Raw genomic sequence first — 20,032 nt, forward strand, 5'->3', positions numbered from 1 at the left:
CCAAAAATACTCATTTCCCGCCCCCTGCCGCCAGATCACCGTCGATCTTGCGCGCATAGCCGCGCGGCGTGAACATGCGCGGCCCCTCACCCAGTTGCGCCAGCCGCGAATTGCTCGAGCCGACCAGAACCACCGTCAGCATATCCACCTCGTCCACCTGCAAATCCTCCAGACGGCGATAGCGCACATGCTCCTCGGGGCGGCCCAGTGAACTGGCCAGCATCACCGGCGTCTCCGCCGGACGGTGCCGCAACAGGATGTCGCGCGCCTCGGCCAGCAACGTGCGGCGGGTCTTCGATACCGGGTTGTAGAACGCGATCACGAAATCCCCCTCGGCGGCGGCGTGCAGACGGCGAAGGATATCCTCGCGCGGGGTCAGCAGGTCGGACAGCGAGATCGTGCAGAAATCATGCCCAAGCGGCGCCCCCGCCCGTGCCGCCGCCCCTTGCAGGGCCGACACGCCGGGGCTGCACACCACCTCGACCCGGTGCGCCGCATCGCTGACGCCGTGTTCCTCCGCACCCCGGTCCAGCAATTCGAACACCAGCGCACCCATCGCGTAAATGCCCGCATCCCCTGAGCAAACCAGCGCTACGTTCCTGCCCTGCGCCGCCTGTTCCAGCGCATAACGGCACCGCGCCTCTTCCCCGCCAAGCGGGAAATCGCTGCGCGTCTTGCCCGCCGCCAGAGGCCCCAGAAGGTCGATATAGAGCCCATAGCCCACCAGTTCCTCGGCCTCGGCGATCAGCCGGCTCACCTCGGGCGTGCGCCACGCTGCCTGACCGGGTCCGATGCCCACCACGCTCAGCCGCCCACGCGCGCGGCCCGGCATGTCGGTGATCGGGCTCTCGCTGCGGCTGACGGCACAGGTGGCATTGGCCGTCTTGCGCTTTTCCACCAGCAGATCGCCGCCACAGGCCAGCGCCGCGCCTTCGCTCACGCCATGACAGCCCACCTCGGCGAACACCACCTTCGACGGGTTGGCCAACCGTTCGGCCTGCGCCTCCAACTCCCCGGCGGTGAACAGCCGCAGCGGCACGCCCAACCGGCGCGCGACCTCGTTCATCGCGGGCTCGTCGGCCTTGAGGTCGATCGACGCCACACAGGCCACCGCTCCTTGCGCGATCCCGGCCCGATCCAGCGTGTCGCACACCAATGCCCACATCTCTTCGGGATCGGCATTGCGCGCACACCCCAGCCCAAGGGCAAAGCGTTGCGGATGATACACCAGCCGCGCCGCACTACCCTGCGCCGGTGCCTCACTCACCAGCAATTCCACCGTGCCGCCCCGGTCCTCGAGGCCAAAGATGTTCTCGCCCCGGATCGACACACCCTGCCCGCCTAGCAAAGCCGCCATCGCCCCCTTGGCATGGTCGGGATTGGCCAGCCGATAGCCTGCAGGCGGCTCATCCAGTGCCACGCCCATCGCCACATCGCCCGCCGTCGTCACCGCCGCCACGGCCTCCAGCCCTTTGGCGATCTCGCTGGCCAGCCGGTTCGCCCCGCGATGCCCGCCCAACAGCGGCACCACCACCGCCCCGTCATCGCTGACGGAAACCACAGGCGGCTCGGCCCGCTTGTCGGCCAGCAGCGGCGCAACCGCCCGGATCAGGATACCGCTGGCGCAGACGCCAATCACCGGCACCCCGGCGGCGAACAGATCGCGCGCATGATCCAGCGCGTTGGGAAAAAACGCATCGGCTTTGCCGACACGCCCCTCGCGCCCATGCACCTGCGCCCCCAACAGCGCCGCCACACGATGCGCCACATCCTCCCCCGACCGGCTCAGCGCCAGAACGACAGGTTTCACAGCCATGGATCGGCCCCTTTCGTCAGCAAGATCATCGAAAAATACGGCGCCTTGTCCGGCGCCTCGGCCAGCGGGCAGACCACCTCGTCGGGCAGGCTCGCACGCTCCACGTAAACCGCCCTATCCGTGAACCCGAGCGCCTCGATCACGCCCCGAATCTTGGCCAGATGGCGGCCCACCTTCATGATCGCCACGCTTTCCGCCCCGTCTATGCGCGCACGCAACTCCGGCTCGGGCAGCGGCCCCGGCAACACCGTCAGGCGTTCGTTTCGCGCCGCCAGCGGCATCCCGGCCCGCGCCGCGCATGTGGTGATCGAGGTCACTCCCGGCACCACCTCGACCCGGAACCGCCCCGACAGGCGCGCGAACAGATACATGAACGAGCCATAAAAAAACGGATCGCCCTCGCACAGGCACACCACGTCCCGGCCCGCCTCCAGCTCCGCGGCAATCGCCGCGGCCCCCGTATCATAGGCCGCCTGCGCCGGGGCGCGCTCCACCGTCATCGGCACGTCCATCACGATCTCGCGCGCGCCCGCCGGGATCGCCCCGGCGGCAATCGAGCGTGCAAAACTCGCCCCGCCCTCAAGGCTGGGATAGGCCACCACCTGCGCTTGCGCAATCAGCCGATGCGCCCGCAGCGTCATCAACTCCGGATCGCCCGGCCCCAGCCCGACACCGTAGAGAACGCCGCTCTGCCCCTGCCCGCTCATCGCTTCACAAGGCTCCACTGGGTGACGGGCATCAGGGGCCGCCAGCCGGTCAACCCCCCCACCGGCGCGGCGCGGTTGACCGACAGCTTCACCAACTGCCCGCCGTAATCCTTGTGCAACGCCACCAACAGCGCCTCGCTTTCCAGCGTCACCGCGTTGCACACCATCCGCCCCAACGGGCGCAGCGCCACCCATGCCGCCTCAAACGTTTCCCGGCTCAGCCCGCCGCCGATGAACACCGCATCCGGCGCGGCCAGCCCCTCCAGCGCCTGCGGCACATGCCCCTCGACCAGTTCCAGCCGGGGCACCCCGAGCGCAAGCGCATTCGCCGCGGCCATCTCGCGCCGGTCCGCGCGCGGCTCGATCCCGATGGCGCGGGCATAACGCGCGCCGCGCATCCACTCCACGGCGACCGATCCGCAACCGGTGCCGATATCCCACAGCAACGCGCCGCGCATCGGCATCAGCTTGGCCAGCGTCACCGCGCGCACCTCCTGCTTGGTCATGGTCCCGTCATGACGAAACAGATCGTCCGGCAGGCCCGGCACGCGCGGCAGCAACGCGGCATCGGGCGCGGCGATGCACTCCACCGCCAGCGTGTTGAACTCCGGAACCGTGTGATCCCACGCTTCGGCCACACCATCGATGCGCGCCTCGTCCGCACCGCCCATATTGGCCAGCACGCTCATCTTCGACTGCCCGAATCCCCGCTCGGCCAGGAACGCCGCGATCCGCGCCGGGGTTTCGGCCCCCGTGGTCAGGATCAAAAGCCGCGCATCGGGCTGGATAAAGGCGATCATCTGCTCCACCGGACGGCCATGCACCGTCAGGGTTTCCACATCGGCCAGCGACCAGCCCATGCGCGCCGCCGCCAACTGGAACGCCGACAATTGCGGATGATAGGTGATCTGCGCCGGGTCGATCTCCCGCCCGATCCGCGCGCCCACCGAAAACCACAGCGGATCGCCGGTGGCCAACACCACCACACGCCGCCCGCGCAATCCGTTAAGCGTGCCGATCAGCGCATCGAACGGCGAGGGCCATGCGATCCGCTCGGCGCCCACGCTTTCGGCCAGCTTGTGATGACGCTCACCGCCGACGATCACCTCGGCGGCTTCCACCACGGCGCGGGTGGCGGGCAACAGCCCGGCCAGACCGTCCTCGCCAATGCCCACGATATGCAACCACGGATCAGCCATGTGGCGCCTCCTCCTCAGGGATCCCCGCCGCCAGTGCATTGACCGCGGCACTTGCGATGGCCGACCCGCCGCGCCGCCCGCGCAGCGCCACGAACTCGCAGCCGCGCGGGTGCGCGGCCAGTTCCGCCTTGCTTTCCGCCGCGCCGACAAAGCCCACCGGAAAGCCCAGGATCACCGCAGGTTTCGGCGCGCCTTCGTCCAGCAGTTCCAACAGGTGAAACAGCGCCGTCGGCGCATTGCCGATGGCCACCACGGCCCCCTCCAGCCGGTCGGCCCACAGATCGACCGCCGCAGCCGAGCGGGTGTTGCCGATGCCCGCCGCGATCCCCGGCACACGCGGATCGTTCAGCGTGACGATCACCTCGTTGCCCGCAGGCAGGTAACGGCGGATGATCCCCGCGCCCACCATCTCGCAATCGCACAACACCGGCGCACCGGCCAGCAAGGCCGCATGACCCGCCGCATATGCGTTTTCGGAAAAGGCCAGCCTGTCGGCCACCTCGACCATGCCGCAGGCATGGATCAGGCGGATCGCCAGCGCCTCCATGCCGGGGCCGAAGCGATCCAGCCGCGCCTCGCGGCGCACGGTGGCGAAACTTTCGGCATAGATGGCCGAGGGGTTTTTCTCGTAGGGGCGCAACTGCAACTCTTTCGCTGGGTGGCCCCGTCGGATGCCTCCGGCGGGGATATTTGGGCAAGAAGAAAGCCCGGCTCAGGCCCTGCCTTTCCGCGCGCTTTCCGGCCCCAGGGGGTGATCGGCATGCGGGTATTCGGCGTGGTGATGATGGGGGTGATCATGGCCGTGATCGTGGTGGTGGTGATGATGATGGTCGTGACCATGATCATGGTGGTGATGATGCCCGCCGCCTTCGAGGCGGCACAAGCCGGTGCAGAACGTGTCGCACAGGGTGCAATCGGCCACGTTCGAGCCCGGCGCGCTGGCGCCCTGACCTTCGACATGGTGGTGATGGCTTTCCTGCACCGCGCCCACCTCGGCCTCGAACCCCAGAACCTCCGCGCGGTATTTGCACAGCACGCAGGTCGGTGGCGGCACGTCGCTGAACGCCGGGTGATCCCCGGCCATCGCGCGCCGCTGTTCAGGCGTGATCCGGCGGGCCTCGCTGTCGTCAAGGGCCAGCTCCTGCGTGCGGTACTGACAGGTGCCGCAATTGGGCGGCGGATTGGCGCCCGCCTGCTCGCGCACGCGCTCGGCAAAGGTTTCCAGCACCTGCGGATGATCGCCCAGATAGCCCGCCTTGACGAACTGAATACCCGGATATTCACCCGCCACCTGATCGGTAAACCCGTAGATGCGGTCGATCAGGATGCCCGAAAACAGGAAATACGGGAACACGATCACGCGCTTGTAGCCCAGCCGTGCCACATGTTGCAGGCAAGGCTCGACCAGCGGGAAGGTCACGCCGGAATAGCCCACTTCGCACCAGCCGAACCCCATGCCCTCTTGCAGCATGCGCGCGATCTTGGACACGTTGCCATTGGCGTCCGGGTCGGACGCGCCGCGCCCGATCACCACAAGGCAGGTATCGTGCAAGGCGACCTCGCCCAGATCGTCATTGGCGCGATCCACGGCCTCTTGCACGCGCGCACCGGCGGCGGCGATCATCCGCGGGTCGACACCCAGTTCGCGACCATAGCGCACGTCGATCCCGTGTCTGGCGGCATAGGTGTTCAGCACCGTCGGAATGTCGTTCTTGGTGTGCATCGCCGCAAACAGCATCCCCGGCACCGCCAGAATCCGCTCGCAGCCCTTGTCGCGCAGCCTGTCCAGACCGTCGCGGATCACCGGGTTGGCGAATTCCAGATAGCCGTATTCCATCTCCCACTCGTCGGGCAGATAGGCGGGCAGTTTCTCGGCTAGGGTGGCGAATTCGTCCACCGCCGACTGGCTGCGCGAGCCATGCCCGCAGATCAACACACCGGTCTTGCCCATGCTCAAGCCTCCTGCGTGTCTTCGTCGGCGGCCTCTTCGGGCTCGGCGTCTTGGGCCTCCTTGCGGCCCTTCAGCCCGGCCCACAACCCGATGGCGATCGCCGCGCCTAGGGCCGCCGCGCCCAGCCAGTGACCATGCCCTGCCACCTCGGACAGATGGCCGGGATGGGCCTGCGCCCTGCCCGCGGCCAGAAGGGCGGCGATGAAACCTGCATATCTCATGGGTATACTCCCCCGTTTGCAATCCGTGGTCGGCCCGCGTGCGAACGACCCGGAAAGGGGCAAGGCCGCGCCACCGCGCGGCTGACGATCGCAAGACCGCAGGCCCCCGGAATGGGTCGGCCCCGTCTGCACACCTTTCCGGCCCGGCACGGGCATCGTCCCCTCCCGTATAGGCCGCGCGCACCCCCCGCGCAAACAAAGAAACGCCGCTGCGCGATGCGGGTGCGACATGTGCGGGCGTGCACGGGACATGCGCGGCGATGGCCCTACCCGACGGGCCCGCGCGGGATTAGGTCTGGACCGGACACAGGGGGACACCGCATGGGACATCTGGTTGACGGCCAATGGCACGACGAATGGTACGACACCGCAAAGACGGGTGGCAAATTCGTGCGCGACACGGCGAAGTTCCGCAACTGGATCACCGCCGACGGCAGCGCTGGCCCCTCGGGCGAAAGCGGGTTCCGCGCCGAATCCGGGCGCTATCACCTCTATGTGTCGCTGGCCTGCCCCTGGGCGCATCGCACGCTAATCTTTCGCGCCCTCAAGGGTCTGACGGATCATATCGGGGTGTCCGTCGTGCATCCCGACATGCTGAGCGAAGGCTGGGAATTGCGCACCGACTACCCCGGCGCCACGGGCGACACGCTCTATGGCCTGCCCTTCGCCCGAGACCTCTATATCAAGGCCAACCCCACGGTGTCGGGCCGCGTGACGGTTCCAATCCTGTGGGACAAAACCCGCGAAACCATCGTGTCAAACGAATCCTCGGAAATCATCCGCATGTTCAACGCGGCCTTCGATTCGATCACCGGCAATAGCGACGATTACTGGCCCGCCCCCCTGCGCGACGAGATCGAAACCGTGAACGCCCGCATCTACGACACGCTCAACAACGGCGTCTACAAGGCCGGGTTCGCCACCAGCCAAAGCGCCTATGACGCGGCCATCGGCCCGCTCTTCGACACGCTCGACTGGCTGAACGAACGCCTGTCGCAAAACCGCTACCTGATGGGCGACCGCCTGACCGAGGCCGACTGGCGGCTGTTCACCACGCTGATCCGCTTCGATGAGGTCTATCACACGCATTTCAAATGCAACCGGGCGCGGATCGTGGATTATCCCGACCTCTGGGGCTATCTGCGCGAGCTTTATCAATGGCCCGGTGTGGCCGATACGGTAAATTTCGATCACATCACGCGGCACTATTACTACAGCCACGACACGATCAACCCGCACCGGATCATCCCCACCGGCCCGGTTCTTGACCTCACCGCAGCCCACGGGCGCGGCTAGGAAACTCGCCTACAGCGCCCCGACCCGCTCCAGCACGCGCCGCACAGCGGCAACCTCGTCGGGGCCGAGCGCCCGTTGCGGTGGCGCGGGATCGCCGCAATCGAACCCCTGCAGTTTCAGCCCCGCCTTCACCGCCCCGGCCAGGTTGAACCGCGCAAAGGCCTGATTGACCGCCCATAATTCACGCTGCAATTCCATCGCCGCATCCCATTGCCGGGCCTCGCACAGCTCGAACAGGCGCACGCTCTGGCGCGGGATCAGGCAGGACGGCCCGGCCAGCCACCCCCGCCCGCCGATCAGCATCACGGCGGCGGTGATATGCGACGAGGCGGCAAACACCCCGATCCGCCCCTCCGTCCGGTTCAGCATCGACAACAAGCGCCCCGTATTGGTAGAGGCATCCTTGACGAACACGATATTGGGATGATGCGACAGCCGGTCGATGGCATCGAGCGACAGGTCCGAGCGCTGGAAATTCGGGTTGGTATACAATGTCACCGGCAGGTCGGTGGCATCCGCGACGGCGGTGAAATACGCCACCACGCCGTCCTCATTCACCGGGAAATAAGCCTCCATCACCGCCAGAATGCCATCCGCCCCCAGTTCAGCCCAACGCCGCGCCTGCCGGATCGCATCCCATGTCGTCGTCGCGGCGACACCGGCGATAACAGGCACCCGGCCCGCCGCCGCCTCGACCGTCACGCTCACCACCCGCTCCTTCGCGGCGAAATCCAGATAGGCGAACTCGCCCGTCGATCCCAGCGGCGTCAGCCCGTGCACGCCTTCGCCGATCAGATGATCCACCAGCCGCCGCAACGCGCCCTCGTCCACCGCGCCATCGGATGTCAGCGGCGTCGGTAAATAAGGCACCACGCCGCGCAGGTTGCGAATATCTGTCATGACGGACTCCTCCGGCCAGGGCGGCACAATCGAAAACACTCACGGTATGCCACGATTTCAAGCAGAACACGCCGGACAGTTCAACGCCCGGCGCGCGGCGGACGCAACCTTCTTTGCTGTCGGAACGGATGGTGTTCCCATCCCCCAACGCCCGCCAGTCGCTGCGCAAAACGGAAACGGCGGCCATCCGCGCCGGCTTTCAATCGCATCGTCCAGACGGTATCGTGACGACGAAACCATACAGAACCACACCGGCGGCCGGAGGCTACAGTGATCTTCAATTCTGACCGCATCGGTCAAATCTGCAACTTGCTGCGGCGCACGGGCGAAATCGAATTGTTGCCCCGCTTTCAGTCGCAGATACCGAACCGGGTCGTCGAGAAAACCTCCTCGTTCGATGTCGTCAGTGACGCGGATCAGGCAGCGGAACACCTGATTTGCAAAGAGCTTGCCGCTATGTTTCCCGGCGCGCTGCTGGTCGGCGAAGAAACCTCGGGGAACGATCCCGATGCCATCGCGAAACTCGGACACGCCGATATCGCCTTCCTGATCGACCCTATCGACGGCACAAAGAATTTCACCTCGGGCGTCCCCCTGTTCGGGTCGATGATCGCCGGACTCCTGAACGGAGAAATCGTATTCGCCGCGATTCACGACCCGATTTGCAACGAAACCTCGCTGGCGCTTCGTGGCGAAGGGGCGTGGGCACTGCGCGCCGACGATACGGAAATTCCGCTGCGCGTCGCGCGCCCCTGCGCCCCGGACCAAATGAATATCGTCGCCGGAACGAATTTCCTGCCGCCGCATCTGCGTCCGGTCGTACAAAGGAACCTCCCGAATTTCTCCATGAATTTCTGGCTACGCTGTGCGGCGCATGAATATCGCATCGCGGCAAGCGGCCACTGCGAATTGCTCGTCTACAACAAGCTGATGCCCTGGGATCATGCCGCTGGCTGGCTTCTGCATCGCGAGGCGGGCGGCCATAGCGCGCATTTCGATGGCACCGAATACCTCCCGACCCACACCACTGGCGGCCTCATCTGCGCCCCCGATAGCGAAAGCTGGCTCGCAGCACGAGACAGCCTGTTCGGGGGCACCCCCGATGCCGCAACGGGATAACGCCAGGGTTTCAACGGGGGATCGCACTCCAAACCGCCGGTTCCTGCGCAACACGCACAGGCCCGGCGCGCGGCGGACACGATCTTCTTTGCTGTCGGGGCAGATGGGTTGCCCATCTCCCAAGACCCGCCGTTCGCAGCCTGAAACGGAAGCGGCGGTCATGCGGGACAAACCTGCCATTGCCTGAGCCGCGCTTCGCCAGACTGCGGGATGGCGATCAATCGGTCATTCTTTGCAGTTTATGCCAGCCAAATCCGAAATAGCCATGAATGAGACGCCGTCCTCACCAAATCGCCAGCCTGGTCACGCCAAAGGCGTGCCAATCATGCTTGGCGCACCTCCGGTGCGACGGGCGGTCTGGCGATGCGCGGCGCCTTCGGCGCTGTTTCGCGCAAGGGGAAGACCTCTTCGGCTTCAATCCAGATGACAGCAGGGCATGATGCCGATGGCTGGTATGCGGGACAGAAAGAACATTGCCTTGCCCGGCCTCAAGGCGCGCCTTGCGCGCCGCCGGGCATCGCCCGACCGCCCCCCGGGCGGGCGATCCTGCATCGGTCGTCCCCCGAACCACCGTTAGATGTGACCTCACCATAAATCGCCATCGAAAGACCGTCGGTCGCCCACCCGCGGCCGGGCGATGCCCGGCGCACAAAGTCGTCGTCGGACTCACAGCGGTCATTCACTCTACGTCCCGCAAACATCCGCTTTCAGCCCCGGCGCGGATCGCTGGCGTGCCATCCTCAACGAAACGGAAAACCACTTCCGAAAATCGAACATCCATATGTCACGCCTCAACACCTTCAATCACAGCCGGGCAAGCGGTGCGCGATCAATTGCCTCCGGCGTTTCCCTGAATACGCAATGCTCCCGGCTCCTAGAATACCACGTCTTCGCCACGCCACCCATTGACCGCCCCGCCAAACCAAGACAAACAAAGGAAAAACCGGCTTTCCGGTGGCCTGTTCCTCGCCTTGCTTGCGGGCTGCCAGACGAAAACACAGGAAAGCGCGACCTCCCAATGCAAGGGCTCCCTGAGCGATTACTCGGCTCCCTCAAGCGCCTATACCGCCGCCTACGACAGTGGCTTTTCAAACCCGTCGGACCGGATGGGCTGGTCGCAACCGTTGCAAATCGCATGGTCACGCGGTGCGACCGCCGAACACTGTGGCCTGAACTTCGACAGGGACGCATATCTCGACATGCTTGCCCGAAACTTCCCCGAAGCGGGTCGTCTGATTCACGATCTGAACGGTCTGCAATGGCACGGGGCGCAAATTCAGAAAGCCGGACAAGCATTCTGCACCGACGCACGGCTGGCGGACGCAGGCCAACATCTCTGAATCGCCCTCGCCACGGGCAGGCTGCCGCGTGGCCAAAAGGCAGAACACCGGCAAAGGGCCTTCCGCTCGGCGGCAGGCTTTTTGCAACGCTGTCCGTTGCGGCCTGTCGCCCCGGCCATCCCGGCCCGCAGGAGCGCAACGAGCCGCATTTCAATATATCTCATTTCATACACCCCGGCGTTTGTTCTGACGATGGACGATGTCATCGGGCGATCTGTGACTGCCCGCACTCGAACACATCGGTCTTGCCAAACGGTTAATCCCGCGCGCGCCCGTGCCCGGCCTCGATGTCACGGTCCGGCAAACCGGCCCTGCCGTCCCCTCGTCTCGTCATATGGCGCATCGCGGTATCTCCCCGGATTTGCGTCCATCATGGACACACCCCTGCCCGCGCCCCTCGATTTTCGTACAAAACCCGCGTACACATCGTACGTTTCGTACAAAACGCGGGGCCGACACACCGTTTGCGATTTCCCGCCCGCGAATCCCTTGACGCCCCGCCGCTTTGGACGTAAAGACCCTTCGATGAATTCGGGGCGCTGCCGCTGGCGGTGCCCGTTTGTATTGAGCAGGGGCACGATGCCCCGTGACCAACACGAGGATGAACCCATGTCGCGCCGCTGCGAACTCACCGGAAAAGGCCCGATGACGGGCAACAACTCCAGCCACGCCAACAACAAAACCAAGCGCCGCTACCTGCCCAACCTGCAGGACGTGTCGCTGCAGTCCGAAACCCTGGGCCGCGCCATCAAGCTGCGGATCACCGCCGCCGCCCTGCGCAGCGTCGACCACCGCGGCGGGCTGGACGCCTACCTGGCCAAAGCCAAGGACGGCGAACTTTCGGATAACGCCCTGAAAGTTAAAAAAGAAATCGCCAAGGCACAGGCCGCAAACGCCTAAGCCCCCCGCGTTTCCAAGCAAGATTTCGCAGCCCTGCCCACCCCGGCAGGGCTGTTTCCTTTTGTCGCTTTACCTTTGCGCAGGCCAGTGCCTATATCTTGCGCTGACATGAGAACAACGCGCTCATACCTCGCCCTCGCTCTGGCCTTCGTGCTGATCCTCACGGGTCAAAGCATGGCCCTGGCCCGCACCGCGCCCGGCCCGGACGGGCAGATCGTGCTGTGCACCGGCACCGGCCCCGTGGCCGTTCTGGTGGACGATCAGGGGCAACCCATCGGGCCATCCCATATCTGCCCCGACTGCGCCTTGTCGCTGTTTCAGACCCTGGCCGAAACCGCGCCCGAGACCGCCGCACCCACGTCATGGCTGCGCGCACATCCCATTGAATTCAAATTGTTTTTCCACAGCCCGGCGCCACGTCCCGCAGTCGCTCGTGGCCCGCCGCAAGCGGCGTGAGTCCCAACCGATCGAATTCAATCCAATCCCAGACAGGAGAGTTTCCATGTCGTTCAAATCCACCATTCTGGCGGCCGTCGCCGCCTCCGCTTTCGCCCTGCCCGCTTTCGCCGCCGACATCATGGTGCAAGACCCTTACGCCCGCTCCTCGGCGATGATGGCAACCTCGGGCGCGGCTTTCATGCAGATCATGAATCACGGCGACACCGACGACCGCCTGATCGGCGCGGCATCGCCCGTCGCGGAAATGGTCCAGTTGCACACCCACAAGGAAGACGAAAACGGCGTCATGCGCATGCTCCATGTCGAAGAGGGCTTTCCCGTTGCCGCAGGTGAAACGCTGATGCTGGCACGCGGCGGTAATCACGTCATGTTCATGGGCATCACCGAACCGTTCGAACAGGGCGACATGATCCCGCTGACACTGACCTTCGAAAAGGCCGGCGACATCACTGTAGAGGTTCCCGTGGACCTCGAACGCCAGCCGATGCATGGCATGAAGCAACAGCACGGCAAGAGCGAATAACGGTCACAGGACAATGGCAAAGGCCGGGCAATGCGACCCGGCCTTTTCATTTGAAATCAACTGGATAATATCCCCTCAACCCATTCCGGCACGACAACTGACGCCGGACCGTGCCGCGCCTCGGCAAAGTCGCGTGCATTCACCGAAGCCTCCATGTTCAGCTCCACCGTATGCGCCCCGGCCCGCCCGGCATGCTGTCCGAATGCCGCCGCCGGATAGACCTGCCCCGACGTTCCGATGGCCGCGAACAGTTCCGCCTCATCCAGCAACTGCCAGATCCGTTCCATGTGATAGGGAACCTCCCCGAACCAGACGATATCGGGCCGCGCCGCCGCAGCGGCGCAAGAGGGGCAGCTATCGCCCGGCGCCATGACCAACGGCGCGGGCCAACGATGATCGCAGGCCGCGCACAACGCCCCATCCAACGCGCCATGCATATGCAAGACATTGGAATTCCCCGCCTTTTCGTGTAGCCCATCGACGTTCTGCGTCACGATCCAGACCTCACCGGGATGCTGTGCCTCAAGCCAGGCCAATGCCGCATGCGCCGGGTTCGGCACCGCCTCGGCCGCCTGCGCACGACGGGTATTGTAGAATCGATGCACCAGCGCCGGGTCCCGCGCAAACCCTTCGGGCGTAGCCACTTCCTCGATCGCGTGTTGCGCCCACAATCCGCCTTCATCGCGAAAGGTGCCAAGCCCGCTTTCCGCGGAAATACCCGCCCCGGTCAGAATAACGATCTTTTCCATGCTGCCTCCTTGCCCTATCCCTTGATGCCCAAAGGAGCCCCCGATGACCACCCGTATCCTGTTCGTCTGTCTTGGCAATATCTGCCGCTCTCCCGCTGCCGAGGGCGTATTTCGCACATTGGCCCCGCATATCGAAACCGACAGTGCCGGGACAAGCGGCTGGCATGTCGGCGAGCCGCCCTATGGCCCGATGCAACAGGCCGCCCGCGCCCGCGGGCATGACCTGTCAGACCTGCGCGCCCGGCAGTTTCATGCGGGCGATTTCGAAGTTTTCGATCTGATCATCGCAATGGACACCGCCAACCTGCGCGAGATCGAGGCACAGCGCCCACACGGGAATGCGACGCCCGTCCGCCTGTTCACCGAATATGCCCCAAAAAGCGATACAGATCACGTCCCCGATCCGTACTATACCCGCGATTTCGACGGCACGCTGGACCTGATCGAACAGGCCGCACAAGGATTGCGCAACACGCTGTAACCCGCGCGGCACACACACCCGGTACATATTGCGCCCAGTTTTTCGGCTTTGCCGAAGCATATCTTCAGCACCTGAAAAAAGCCCTGACGCAGCTTCGCAAATTGCTTGCCCGACAGGCCGATTCCCCCCACCCAATTGAGGGGAAGGAGCCATGCCATGACCCTGAGCCATCTCAAAACCGCCCCCGGCCATTCCCCGCACTCCGAAGCAGACATTGCCGACACCGTACAAATCATGCTGACCCGTATGCGAACCGGCGGGGCACAGGTCGCACTGGAATATGCCCGCTCACTGGATGGCTGGACAGGCGAGATTGCCGTGCCCTCCGAACGCATAGCGCAGGCCATTGCCGAGGTTCCACAAGACCTCAGGGACGACATACGTTGGGCGCATGACAATATCAGCCGCTTTGCCGCTGCACAGCGCGCCACCGCGCAGGACATGGAGGTGGAACTGCGCCCCGGCCTGATTGCCGGTCAGCGGCAGATTCCGCTGTCAGCGGCGGGCTGCTATGTGCCGGGAGGGCGCTATACCCATGTCGCAAGTGCGCTGATGACCATCGCCACCGCACGCGAGGCAGGTGTTCCCGACATCACCGCCTGTTCGCCACCCAGGGACGCGCAGGGCATTCCCGCACCGATGCTTTACGCGATGCACCTTGCCGGGGCCACGCGCATCCTGTGCCTGGGTGGGGTGCAAGGGGTGGCCGCGATGGCCTTTGGCCTGTTCGGCGCACTGCCCGCGGATATCCTCGTGGGTCCGGGCAACGCCTATGTGGCCGAGGCCAAGCGCCAGTTGTTCGGTCCCATCGGCATCGACATGTTCGCGGGACCCACCGACAGCCTTGTTCTGGCTGATGACAGCGCAGATCCCGACACCGTGGCGATCGACCTTGTAGGACAGGCCGAGCATGGCGCCACCAGCCCCGTGTGGCTGGCCACCACGCATGCGCCATTGGCGCGGGCGGTCATGGATCGGATTCCGGCTCTGATCGCCCGCCTGCCCGAGTCCAACCGCAATGCCGCCGAGTCGGCATGGCGCGATTTCGGAGAGGTCGTACTCTGCGACACGCGCGATGAGATGGCACAGTTTGCCGATGATAAAGCGCCCGAGCACCTGCACGTTCAGGCCCGCGACACGGATTGGTGGCGTACCCGGCTGCGCGCTTATGGCTCGCTGTTTCTGGGAGAGGGCACAACGGTGGCTTTTGGGGACAAGGCGGCGGGGCCGAACCACGTGCTGCCCACCTCGGGCGCGGCGCGCTACACCGGCGGGCTATCGGTGCACAAGTTCCTCAAGACCGTCACTTGGCAAAAGGTGGACGAGCGCGCTTTGCCCGACCTCGCCCGTGTCAGCGCCCGGATCAGCCGCGAGGAAGGGATGGAAGGACACGCCCGATCAGCCGACATACGGCTGGACAAGATGGCCACCTCTGGCAAGATGCCGCTGAAGGCGCATGGCTAGCCCTGCGCACAGGCAACGCAAGGGCGACCGGACAGTGAAAACAACAGGTATATTGGGGGGCATGGGGCCTGAGGCCACGATCCTGCTTATGCAAAAACTGCTGGATGCCGTTCCCGCCCGCGACGATGCCGATCACATCCCGCTGATCGTGCATCAGAACCCGCAGGTGCCCAGCCGGATCAAGGCGCTGATCGACGGCACCGGAGAAGACCCCGGCCCGGTGCTGGCGCGCATGGCACAGGATCTGGAACGCGCCGGGGCCGAAGCCCTGGCCATGCCCTGCAACACCGCGCATCACTATGCCGCGGCCGTGACCTGCGCGACCGACCTGCCCTTCCTCGACATGCTGGACCTGACCGCCGATACGCTGGCCGCATCCGGGGCGCGCAATGTGGGCATGCTGGCCTCGCCCGCGACGCGGTTGACCGGCGTATTCACCGCGCCCTTCGAGGCACGCGGCCTGACCCCCGTGACACTGGCGGATGACGGCCCCCTGCTGGACATCATCCGTGCGGTGAAAGCGGGGCAGCCACTCGGGCAACTGGCCCCGCAGCTTGAGACACAAGCCCGCCTGCTCATGGATCAGGGCGCCGACCACCTGCTGATCGCCTGCACGGAATTGTCGCTAATGACCGATGCTCTACCGGATGGCGCCCCATGGAGCGACAGTCTTGATTGCCTCGTGAACGGGATCGTCGATTTCTCGAAGAGCTAGGGATCAGTCCCGCAATCCCTGCAACAATTCCTGCGCGGCTACGGTGGGCGTCATCCCCCCTTCGGCGACCTTTGCGGCGAAGGATTGCATCGCCTCTCGGGCGCTCGGCGTGTCCAGCTTCGCCAGAAGCCCCTGACGCACCTCTTGCTCGAACCAGTACCGCGCCTGCGCCTCGCGCCGCGAGGCGAAATGTCCGTTTTCCTTGCGCCATTCGGTCAGCGCGGTCATTTCCTCCCACGCCTTCTGCAATCCGTCGCGTTCAAGCGCCGAAACCATCATCGCCTTGGGAAACCCTTGCGGGTCCTGCGGGCGCTTGCGCAACAAGCGCAGCGCACCGGAATAATCCGAGCAGGTCCGCGTCGCCGCCGGTTTCAGATCACCATCGGCCTTGTTGATCAGGATGATGTCGGCGATTTCCATGATCCCGCGCTTGACGCCCTGCAATTCGTCCCCGCCCGCCGGAGCGATCAGCAGGATGAACAGGTCGGACATCTCGGCCACCACGGTTTCCGACTGCCCCACCCCCACGGTTTCGATCAGAACCACATCGAACCCGGCAGCCTCGCATACGGCCACGGCCTCGCGCGTGCGCCGCGCCACACCTCCGAGATGCGACTGTGACGGTGAGGGGCGGATAAATGCGTTGGGATCGCGGCTGAGTTCCTCCATCCGGGTCTTGTCCCCCAGGATCGAACCGCCCGAGCGGGCGCTCGACGGGTCCACCGCTAGAACCGCCACCCGCAGGCCCTGCCTCGTCAGCATCTTGCCAAAGCTCTCGATGAAGGTCGATTTACCCACACCGGGCGTTCCTGACAGGCCTATGCGGATGGCCTGTCGGCCAGCCCCCTTCAACCGCTCCATCAGTTGCGCGGCCTGATCACGATGATCGGCGCGGGAACTTTCGATCAGGGTGATCGCCCGCGACAATGCCCGGCGGTCGCCTGCAACGATCTTTTCGCTAAATGTGTCGATATCCATGATGGCAATCGGCCCGCTACGTTCCTGTGACTCTCGGGCGCCTACATGACGTGGCCCACCCCCAAATGTCCAGAGCATGCCCTCTGCCCCGGCTATGGAAAATCACGCTCGCATGGCCGATAAGGTAGCCATGACCAGTAACTTGCCCATTCATGACGCCATTGCGCCGCTGATTGCCGCATTGCGCGATCACGGGCGCGCTGTACTGCAGGCCCCGCCCGGCGCGGGCAAGACCACGGTCGTGCCGCTGGAAATGCTGCACGCGGGGCTGACCAAAGGGCGCATCCTGATGCTGGAGCCGCGCCGTCTCGCCGCCCGCGCCGCCGCCGAGCGCATGGCGCATACTCTGAATGAACGTCCCGGACAAAATGAACGTCCCGGACAAACTGTGGGCTATCGGGTGCGGGGCGATGCGAAAATCTCGAAATCCACCCAAATCGAAGTGGTCACCGAAGGCATCCTGACTCGCATGATCCAGTCCGACCCGGAACTGACGGGCGTAGGTGCCGTGATCTTCGACGAATTCCACGAACGCTCGCTCAATGCCGATCTGGGTCTGGCCCTGTGTCTTGAAATAGCGGGCGCATTGCGGGACGACCTGATCCTGCTGGCCATGTCGGCCACGCTGGACGCCGAACCGGTGGCTAAATTGATGGGAGCCGCGCCTGTCATCACCTCGCAAGGGCGTAGTTTTCCGGTCGAGACTCGCTGGCTGGACCGACCGATGCCCAAACAGACCCGTTATGAGACCGCCCTCGCCGATCTGGTAAACCGCGCCGTTTCGGAAACCGAGGGCGGGGTTCTGGTATTTTTACCCGGTGAAGGCGAAATCCGGCGCGTCGAGGCCTTGTTGCAAGGCCGCCTGCCCGAGGATTGCCAGATCCGCCCGCTTTTTGGCGCGATGGACTTTGCCCGGCAACGCGCGGCTATTGCCCCCGCCGCCGAGGGGCGCAAGATCGTGCTGGCCACATCAATTGCGGAAACCTCGCTGACGATCGAGGATATTCGCGTTGTCGTCGATGGCGGGCGGGCGCGGCGGGCACGGTTCGACCCCGGCAGCGGCATGTCACGGCTGGTGACCGAACCCGTGACCCGCGCCGAAGCCACACAGCGCGCAGGCCGCGCCGGACGTGTGGCCGAAGGCACCTGTTACCGGCTGTGGACCAAAGGCGAAGAGGGGGCTTTGCACGCCTATCCCCCGGCCGAAATCGAAGCCGCCGATCTGGCTGGCCTTGCTCTGGAACTGGCGGCATGGGGGGCGACACCGGATGAACTCGCCTTTCTCACCCCGCCCAATCCCGGTGTCTATGCCGAGGCGCAAGCACTGCTGAGAATGCTAGGCGCACTGGACGAACAGAACCGCATCACCGCCCATGGCAAGGCAATCGCCGCCCTGGCCCTGCATCCACGCCTTGCGCATATGATGGCCAAGGCGGGGCCGGACGGCGCATTGCTGGCGGCCCTGTTATCTGATCGCGATCCATTGTCTCGCGGCGCCCCCGTTGATCTGGCGTTGCGCCTAACCGCTTTGAAAGACCTGCGCGCATACGAACAACGCCACCCGCACACCGTCAACCGGGGCGCGTTGGAACGGATCAAATCCGAAGCCAAACGTCTTGCCCGGCAAGCAAACCCTGCCGGGTCGGTCAACCTGAGCGACGCCGAAATGGCGGCACTTGCTTATCCTGATCGTGTCGGACTGCGCCGCAAAGGCGATGCGCCGCGTTATGTTCTGTCAGGGGGGAAAGGTGCCGTGATGCCAGAAGGCGACGATCTGTCAGGCACGCGCCTGATCGTGGCCACCGATCTGGACGGCAACCCGCGCGAGGCCCGTATCCGGCAGGCCATCGCGATCACGGAAAACGAGTTGCGCACGCAGTTCAGCGATCAGATCGAATGGCACGATGTCTGCCTGTGGGACAAGCGTGAGCGGCGGGTAATCGCGCGGCGGCAGGAACGGTTCGGTGCGATCGTTCTGGATGACCGGATATGGAAAGACGCCCCGCCCGAGGACACCGCCCGCGCCATGCTGGACGGTGTCCGCGAACTTGGCCTGAACTGGAGCGACGCAGCTAAACGGTTTGCGGCGCGGGTCGAACTGATCCGCGCGGCGGGAAAGAACCTGCCCGAGATGACGGAAACCGCGTTGATGGGCGATCTGGAACGCTGGCTATTGCCCTATCTGGACAAGGTCAAAACCGCACAGGAATGGAAAAGGTTCGACATGCTGGACGCCCTGCGGGCGCGTCTGGATTACGAACAAATGCAATTGCTGGACACCCTGGCTCCGGCGCATTTCACAACACCGCTAGGGCGTAAAATCCCGATAGATTATGGCGGCGAAGCGCCTGAAATCAGCCTGCGCCTGCAAGAGATGTTCGGCCAGACGACCCATCCCCTGGTGGGGCAGACACCGCTGCGTGTGACGCTGCTATCGCCCGCCGGACGCCCGGTGCAAACAACCACCGACATTCCCGGTTTCTGGGCCAGCAGCTATGGCGATGTGCGCAAGGACATGCGCGGGCGATATCCCAAACACCCATGGCCCGAAGACCCGACACAGGCCGATCCGACACTGCGGGCCAAACGCAAAAACAACGGCTGATTTGATATTTCCACGGATCGCGCATATATTACTTCGATAACAAATATTTAAATAAGAGCAGACTAACGTAAACCCATGACTGATGGATTGAGAAAAGCCTGGGCCGAGGTCGTCCAGCCACTTTTGCGCCGCCCCCCGGAATGCCAGGTCGCCGCGCTGTGCTGTCGCCAGCGAGACAACCGCACCGAAGTCTTGCTGGTCACGAGCCGCGACAGCGGTCGCTGGATCGTGCCCAAGGGCTGGTTGATGGAGGACAAATCCGCTGCTCAGGCGGCCAGGGAAGAGGCCTGGGAAGAAGCGGGCGTCAAATCTGCCAAGATCGGGCAAGAGCCAGTCGGCACCTTCAGCTATGACAAGCATCTCGACGATGGGTACGATGCCCCGGTCGAAGTACAGGTATTCCGCCTCGATGTTGCCGAAATGACCGACATCTTCCCCGAAGCGCGCGAACGCCGCCGCAAATGGGTAAGCGCCGATCAGGCTGCGGAGATGGTGAACGAACCCGGCCTCAAAGCGATTTTGATGCAACTGTAACGGATTTGTAACGATTTCATGACTTCGGCCATTGAAATGAGCCCGGAGTCACTCTAGCGCTGTCCCCCGACACGA

Annotated in this window: 20 protein-coding genes; 11 read left to right on the forward strand and 9 right to left on the reverse strand. The window is 64.6% G+C overall.

From position 1 onward, the window contains the following. Positions 1-10: 10 nt before the first annotated feature. The 6 genes from cobJ to KPG71_RS16725 form a co-directional block, all read right to left on the reverse strand. A complete protein-coding gene (gene cobJ / locus KPG71_RS16700; protein WP_216339410.1) occupies positions 11-1,816 on the reverse strand; it encodes a precorrin-3B C(17)-methyltransferase in 1,806 nt (601 codons plus the stop codon). Continuing rightward, entirely contained in the window at positions 1,807-2,523 is a 717-nt protein-coding gene (cobI, locus tag KPG71_RS16705; protein ID WP_216339412.1) for a precorrin-2 C(20)-methyltransferase, read from the reverse strand. The genes cobJ and cobI overlap by 10 nt, the downstream gene beginning before the upstream one ends. Further along, the gene (gene cbiE, locus KPG71_RS16710; protein WP_216339414.1) at positions 2,520-3,722 is read right to left on the reverse strand and encodes a precorrin-6y C5,15-methyltransferase (decarboxylating) subunit CbiE; all 1,203 of its coding nucleotides are present in this window, start codon (positions 3,720-3,722) and stop codon (positions 2,520-2,522) included. The genes cobI and cbiE overlap by 4 nt, the downstream gene beginning before the upstream one ends. Continuing rightward, a complete protein-coding gene (locus KPG71_RS16715) occupies positions 3,715-4,362 on the reverse strand; it encodes a precorrin-8X methylmutase (protein WP_216339416.1) in 648 nt (215 codons plus the stop codon). Before KPG71_RS16715 ends, cbiE begins: the two co-directional genes overlap by 8 nt. A 72-nt stretch (positions 4,363-4,434) precedes the next feature. Then, entirely contained in the window at positions 4,435-5,673 is a 1,239-nt protein-coding gene (locus KPG71_RS16720) for a sirohydrochlorin chelatase (RefSeq protein WP_216339418.1), read from the reverse strand. A gap of 2 nt (positions 5,674-5,675) precedes the next feature. Continuing rightward, positions 5,676-5,894: a DUF6732 family protein gene (locus KPG71_RS16725; RefSeq protein ID WP_216339420.1), complete on the reverse strand. Its 219-nt coding sequence runs from the start codon at positions 5,892-5,894 to the stop codon at positions 5,676-5,678. A gap of 321 nt (positions 5,895-6,215) precedes the next feature. On the opposite strand from KPG71_RS16725, the gene KPG71_RS16730 reads away from it, so the two are divergent. Beyond that, on the forward strand, positions 6,216-7,190 hold the full coding sequence (locus KPG71_RS16730; RefSeq protein ID WP_216339422.1) for a glutathione S-transferase family protein: 975 nt from the start codon (positions 6,216-6,218) through the stop codon (positions 7,188-7,190). A 9-nt stretch (positions 7,191-7,199) separates the two neighbouring features. On the opposite strand, the gene KPG71_RS16735 is transcribed toward KPG71_RS16730, so the two are convergent. Beyond that, complete coding sequence (locus tag KPG71_RS16735) at positions 7,200-8,090, reverse strand: dihydrodipicolinate synthase family protein (RefSeq protein ID WP_216339423.1); 891 nt, start codon at positions 8,088-8,090, stop codon at positions 7,200-7,202. Positions 8,091-8,360: 270 nt separating this feature from the next. On the opposite strand from KPG71_RS16735, the gene KPG71_RS16740 reads away from it, so the two are divergent. The 5 genes from KPG71_RS16740 to KPG71_RS16760 all read left to right on the forward strand — a co-directional run bounded on the left by KPG71_RS16740 (position 8,361) and on the right by KPG71_RS16760 (position 12,431). After that, the gene (locus KPG71_RS16740; RefSeq protein ID WP_216339425.1) at positions 8,361-9,209 is read left to right on the forward strand and encodes an inositol monophosphatase; all 849 of its coding nucleotides are present in this window, start codon (positions 8,361-8,363) and stop codon (positions 9,207-9,209) included. Between the two features lie 971 nt (positions 9,210-10,180). Continuing rightward, positions 10,181-10,549 carry a hypothetical protein gene (locus tag KPG71_RS16745; protein ID WP_216339427.1) on the forward strand — a complete coding sequence of 123 codons (369 nt, stop codon included), beginning with the start codon at positions 10,181-10,183 and terminating at the stop codon, positions 10,547-10,549. 609 nt (positions 10,550-11,158) lie between these two features. Further along, the gene (rpmB, locus tag KPG71_RS16750; RefSeq protein WP_216339580.1) at positions 11,159-11,449 is read left to right on the forward strand and encodes a 50S ribosomal protein L28; all 291 of its coding nucleotides are present in this window, start codon (positions 11,159-11,161) and stop codon (positions 11,447-11,449) included. 108 nt (positions 11,450-11,557) lie between these two features. Further along, on the forward strand, positions 11,558-11,905 hold the full coding sequence (locus tag KPG71_RS16755) for a hypothetical protein (RefSeq protein ID WP_216339429.1): 348 nt from the start codon (positions 11,558-11,560) through the stop codon (positions 11,903-11,905). A 46-nt stretch (positions 11,906-11,951) separates the two neighbouring features. Next, complete coding sequence (locus KPG71_RS16760; RefSeq protein WP_216339431.1) at positions 11,952-12,431, forward strand: copper chaperone PCu(A)C; 480 nt, start codon at positions 11,952-11,954, stop codon at positions 12,429-12,431. Between the two features lie 56 nt (positions 12,432-12,487). Here the strand turns inward: KPG71_RS16760 and KPG71_RS16765 are convergent, their stop codons facing one another. Continuing rightward, a complete protein-coding gene (locus tag KPG71_RS16765) occupies positions 12,488-13,180 on the reverse strand; it encodes an NAD-dependent deacylase (RefSeq protein WP_216339434.1) in 693 nt (230 codons plus the stop codon). A 43-nt stretch (positions 13,181-13,223) separates the two neighbouring features. Here KPG71_RS16765 and KPG71_RS16770 point away from each other — a divergent pair, with 43 nt between their 5' ends. The 3 genes from KPG71_RS16770 to KPG71_RS16780 all read left to right on the forward strand — a co-directional run bounded on the left by KPG71_RS16770 (position 13,224) and on the right by KPG71_RS16780 (position 15,840). Continuing rightward, on the forward strand, positions 13,224-13,661 hold the full coding sequence (locus KPG71_RS16770) for a low molecular weight protein-tyrosine-phosphatase (RefSeq protein ID WP_216339436.1): 438 nt from the start codon (positions 13,224-13,226) through the stop codon (positions 13,659-13,661). Between the two features lie 156 nt (positions 13,662-13,817). Beyond that, positions 13,818-15,125: a histidinol dehydrogenase gene (hisD, locus tag KPG71_RS16775; RefSeq protein WP_216339438.1), complete on the forward strand. Its 1,308-nt coding sequence runs from the start codon at positions 13,818-13,820 to the stop codon at positions 15,123-15,125. Between the two features lie 34 nt (positions 15,126-15,159). Next, complete coding sequence (locus KPG71_RS16780; protein WP_216339440.1) at positions 15,160-15,840, forward strand: amino acid racemase; 681 nt, start codon at positions 15,160-15,162, stop codon at positions 15,838-15,840. A 3-nt stretch (positions 15,841-15,843) separates the two neighbouring features. On the opposite strand, the gene meaB is transcribed toward KPG71_RS16780, so the two are convergent. After that, complete coding sequence (meaB, locus tag KPG71_RS16785) at positions 15,844-16,818, reverse strand: methylmalonyl Co-A mutase-associated GTPase MeaB (protein WP_216339442.1); 975 nt, start codon at positions 16,816-16,818, stop codon at positions 15,844-15,846. A 130-nt stretch (positions 16,819-16,948) separates the two neighbouring features. Here meaB and hrpB point away from each other — a divergent pair, with 130 nt between their 5' ends. Then, positions 16,949-19,423 carry an ATP-dependent helicase HrpB gene (hrpB, locus tag KPG71_RS16790; protein ID WP_216339443.1) on the forward strand — a complete coding sequence of 825 codons (2,475 nt, stop codon included), beginning with the start codon at positions 16,949-16,951 and terminating at the stop codon, positions 19,421-19,423. Between the two features lie 75 nt (positions 19,424-19,498). Continuing rightward, positions 19,499-19,957, forward strand: a complete 459-nt coding sequence (locus KPG71_RS16795; protein ID WP_216339445.1) for an NUDIX hydrolase — start codon at positions 19,499-19,501, stop codon at positions 19,955-19,957. Positions 19,958-20,032: the final 75 nt, after the last annotated feature.

The organism is Roseovarius sp. PS-C2, from assembly GCF_018862045.1.
GTDB lineage: Bacteria > Pseudomonadota > Alphaproteobacteria > Rhodobacterales > Rhodobacteraceae > Roseovarius.

Bases quoted from the DNA above. Each gene is read 5' to 3' on its own strand.
- cobJ (WP_216339410.1), bottom strand. From the start codon at position 1,816: ATGGCTGTGAAACCTGTCGTTCTGGCGCTGAGCCGGTCGGGGGAGGAT.
- cobI (WP_216339412.1), bottom strand. From the start codon at position 2,523: ATGAGCGGGCAGGGGCAGAGCGGCGTTCTCTACGGTGTCGGGCTGGGG.
- cbiE (WP_216339414.1), bottom strand. From the start codon at position 3,722: ATGGCTGATCCGTGGTTGCATATCGTGGGCATTGGCGAGGACGGTCTG.
- KPG71_RS16720 (WP_216339418.1), bottom strand. From the start codon at position 5,673: ATGGGCAAGACCGGTGTGTTGATCTGCGGGCATGGCTCGCGCAGCCAG.
- KPG71_RS16725 (WP_216339420.1), bottom strand. From the start codon at position 5,894: ATGAGATATGCAGGTTTCATCGCCGCCCTTCTGGCCGCGGGCAGGGCG.
- KPG71_RS16730 (WP_216339422.1), top strand. From the start codon at position 6,216: ATGGGACATCTGGTTGACGGCCAATGGCACGACGAATGGTACGACACC.
- KPG71_RS16735 (WP_216339423.1), bottom strand. From the start codon at position 8,090: ATGACAGATATTCGCAACCTGCGCGGCGTGGTGCCTTATTTACCGACG.
- rpmB (WP_216339580.1), top strand. From the start codon at position 11,159: ATGTCGCGCCGCTGCGAACTCACCGGAAAAGGCCCGATGACGGGCAAC.
- KPG71_RS16755 (WP_216339429.1), top strand. From the start codon at position 11,558: ATGAGAACAACGCGCTCATACCTCGCCCTCGCTCTGGCCTTCGTGCTG.
- KPG71_RS16760 (WP_216339431.1), top strand. From the start codon at position 11,952: ATGTCGTTCAAATCCACCATTCTGGCGGCCGTCGCCGCCTCCGCTTTC.
- KPG71_RS16765 (WP_216339434.1), bottom strand. From the start codon at position 13,180: ATGGAAAAGATCGTTATTCTGACCGGGGCGGGTATTTCCGCGGAAAGC.
- KPG71_RS16770 (WP_216339436.1), top strand. From the start codon at position 13,224: ATGACCACCCGTATCCTGTTCGTCTGTCTTGGCAATATCTGCCGCTCT.
- hisD (WP_216339438.1), top strand. From the start codon at position 13,818: ATGACCCTGAGCCATCTCAAAACCGCCCCCGGCCATTCCCCGCACTCC.
- meaB (WP_216339442.1), bottom strand. From the start codon at position 16,818: ATGGATATCGACACATTTAGCGAAAAGATCGTTGCAGGCGACCGCCGG.
- hrpB (WP_216339443.1), top strand. From the start codon at position 16,949: ATGACCAGTAACTTGCCCATTCATGACGCCATTGCGCCGCTGATTGCC.
- KPG71_RS16795 (WP_216339445.1), top strand. From the start codon at position 19,499: ATGACTGATGGATTGAGAAAAGCCTGGGCCGAGGTCGTCCAGCCACTT.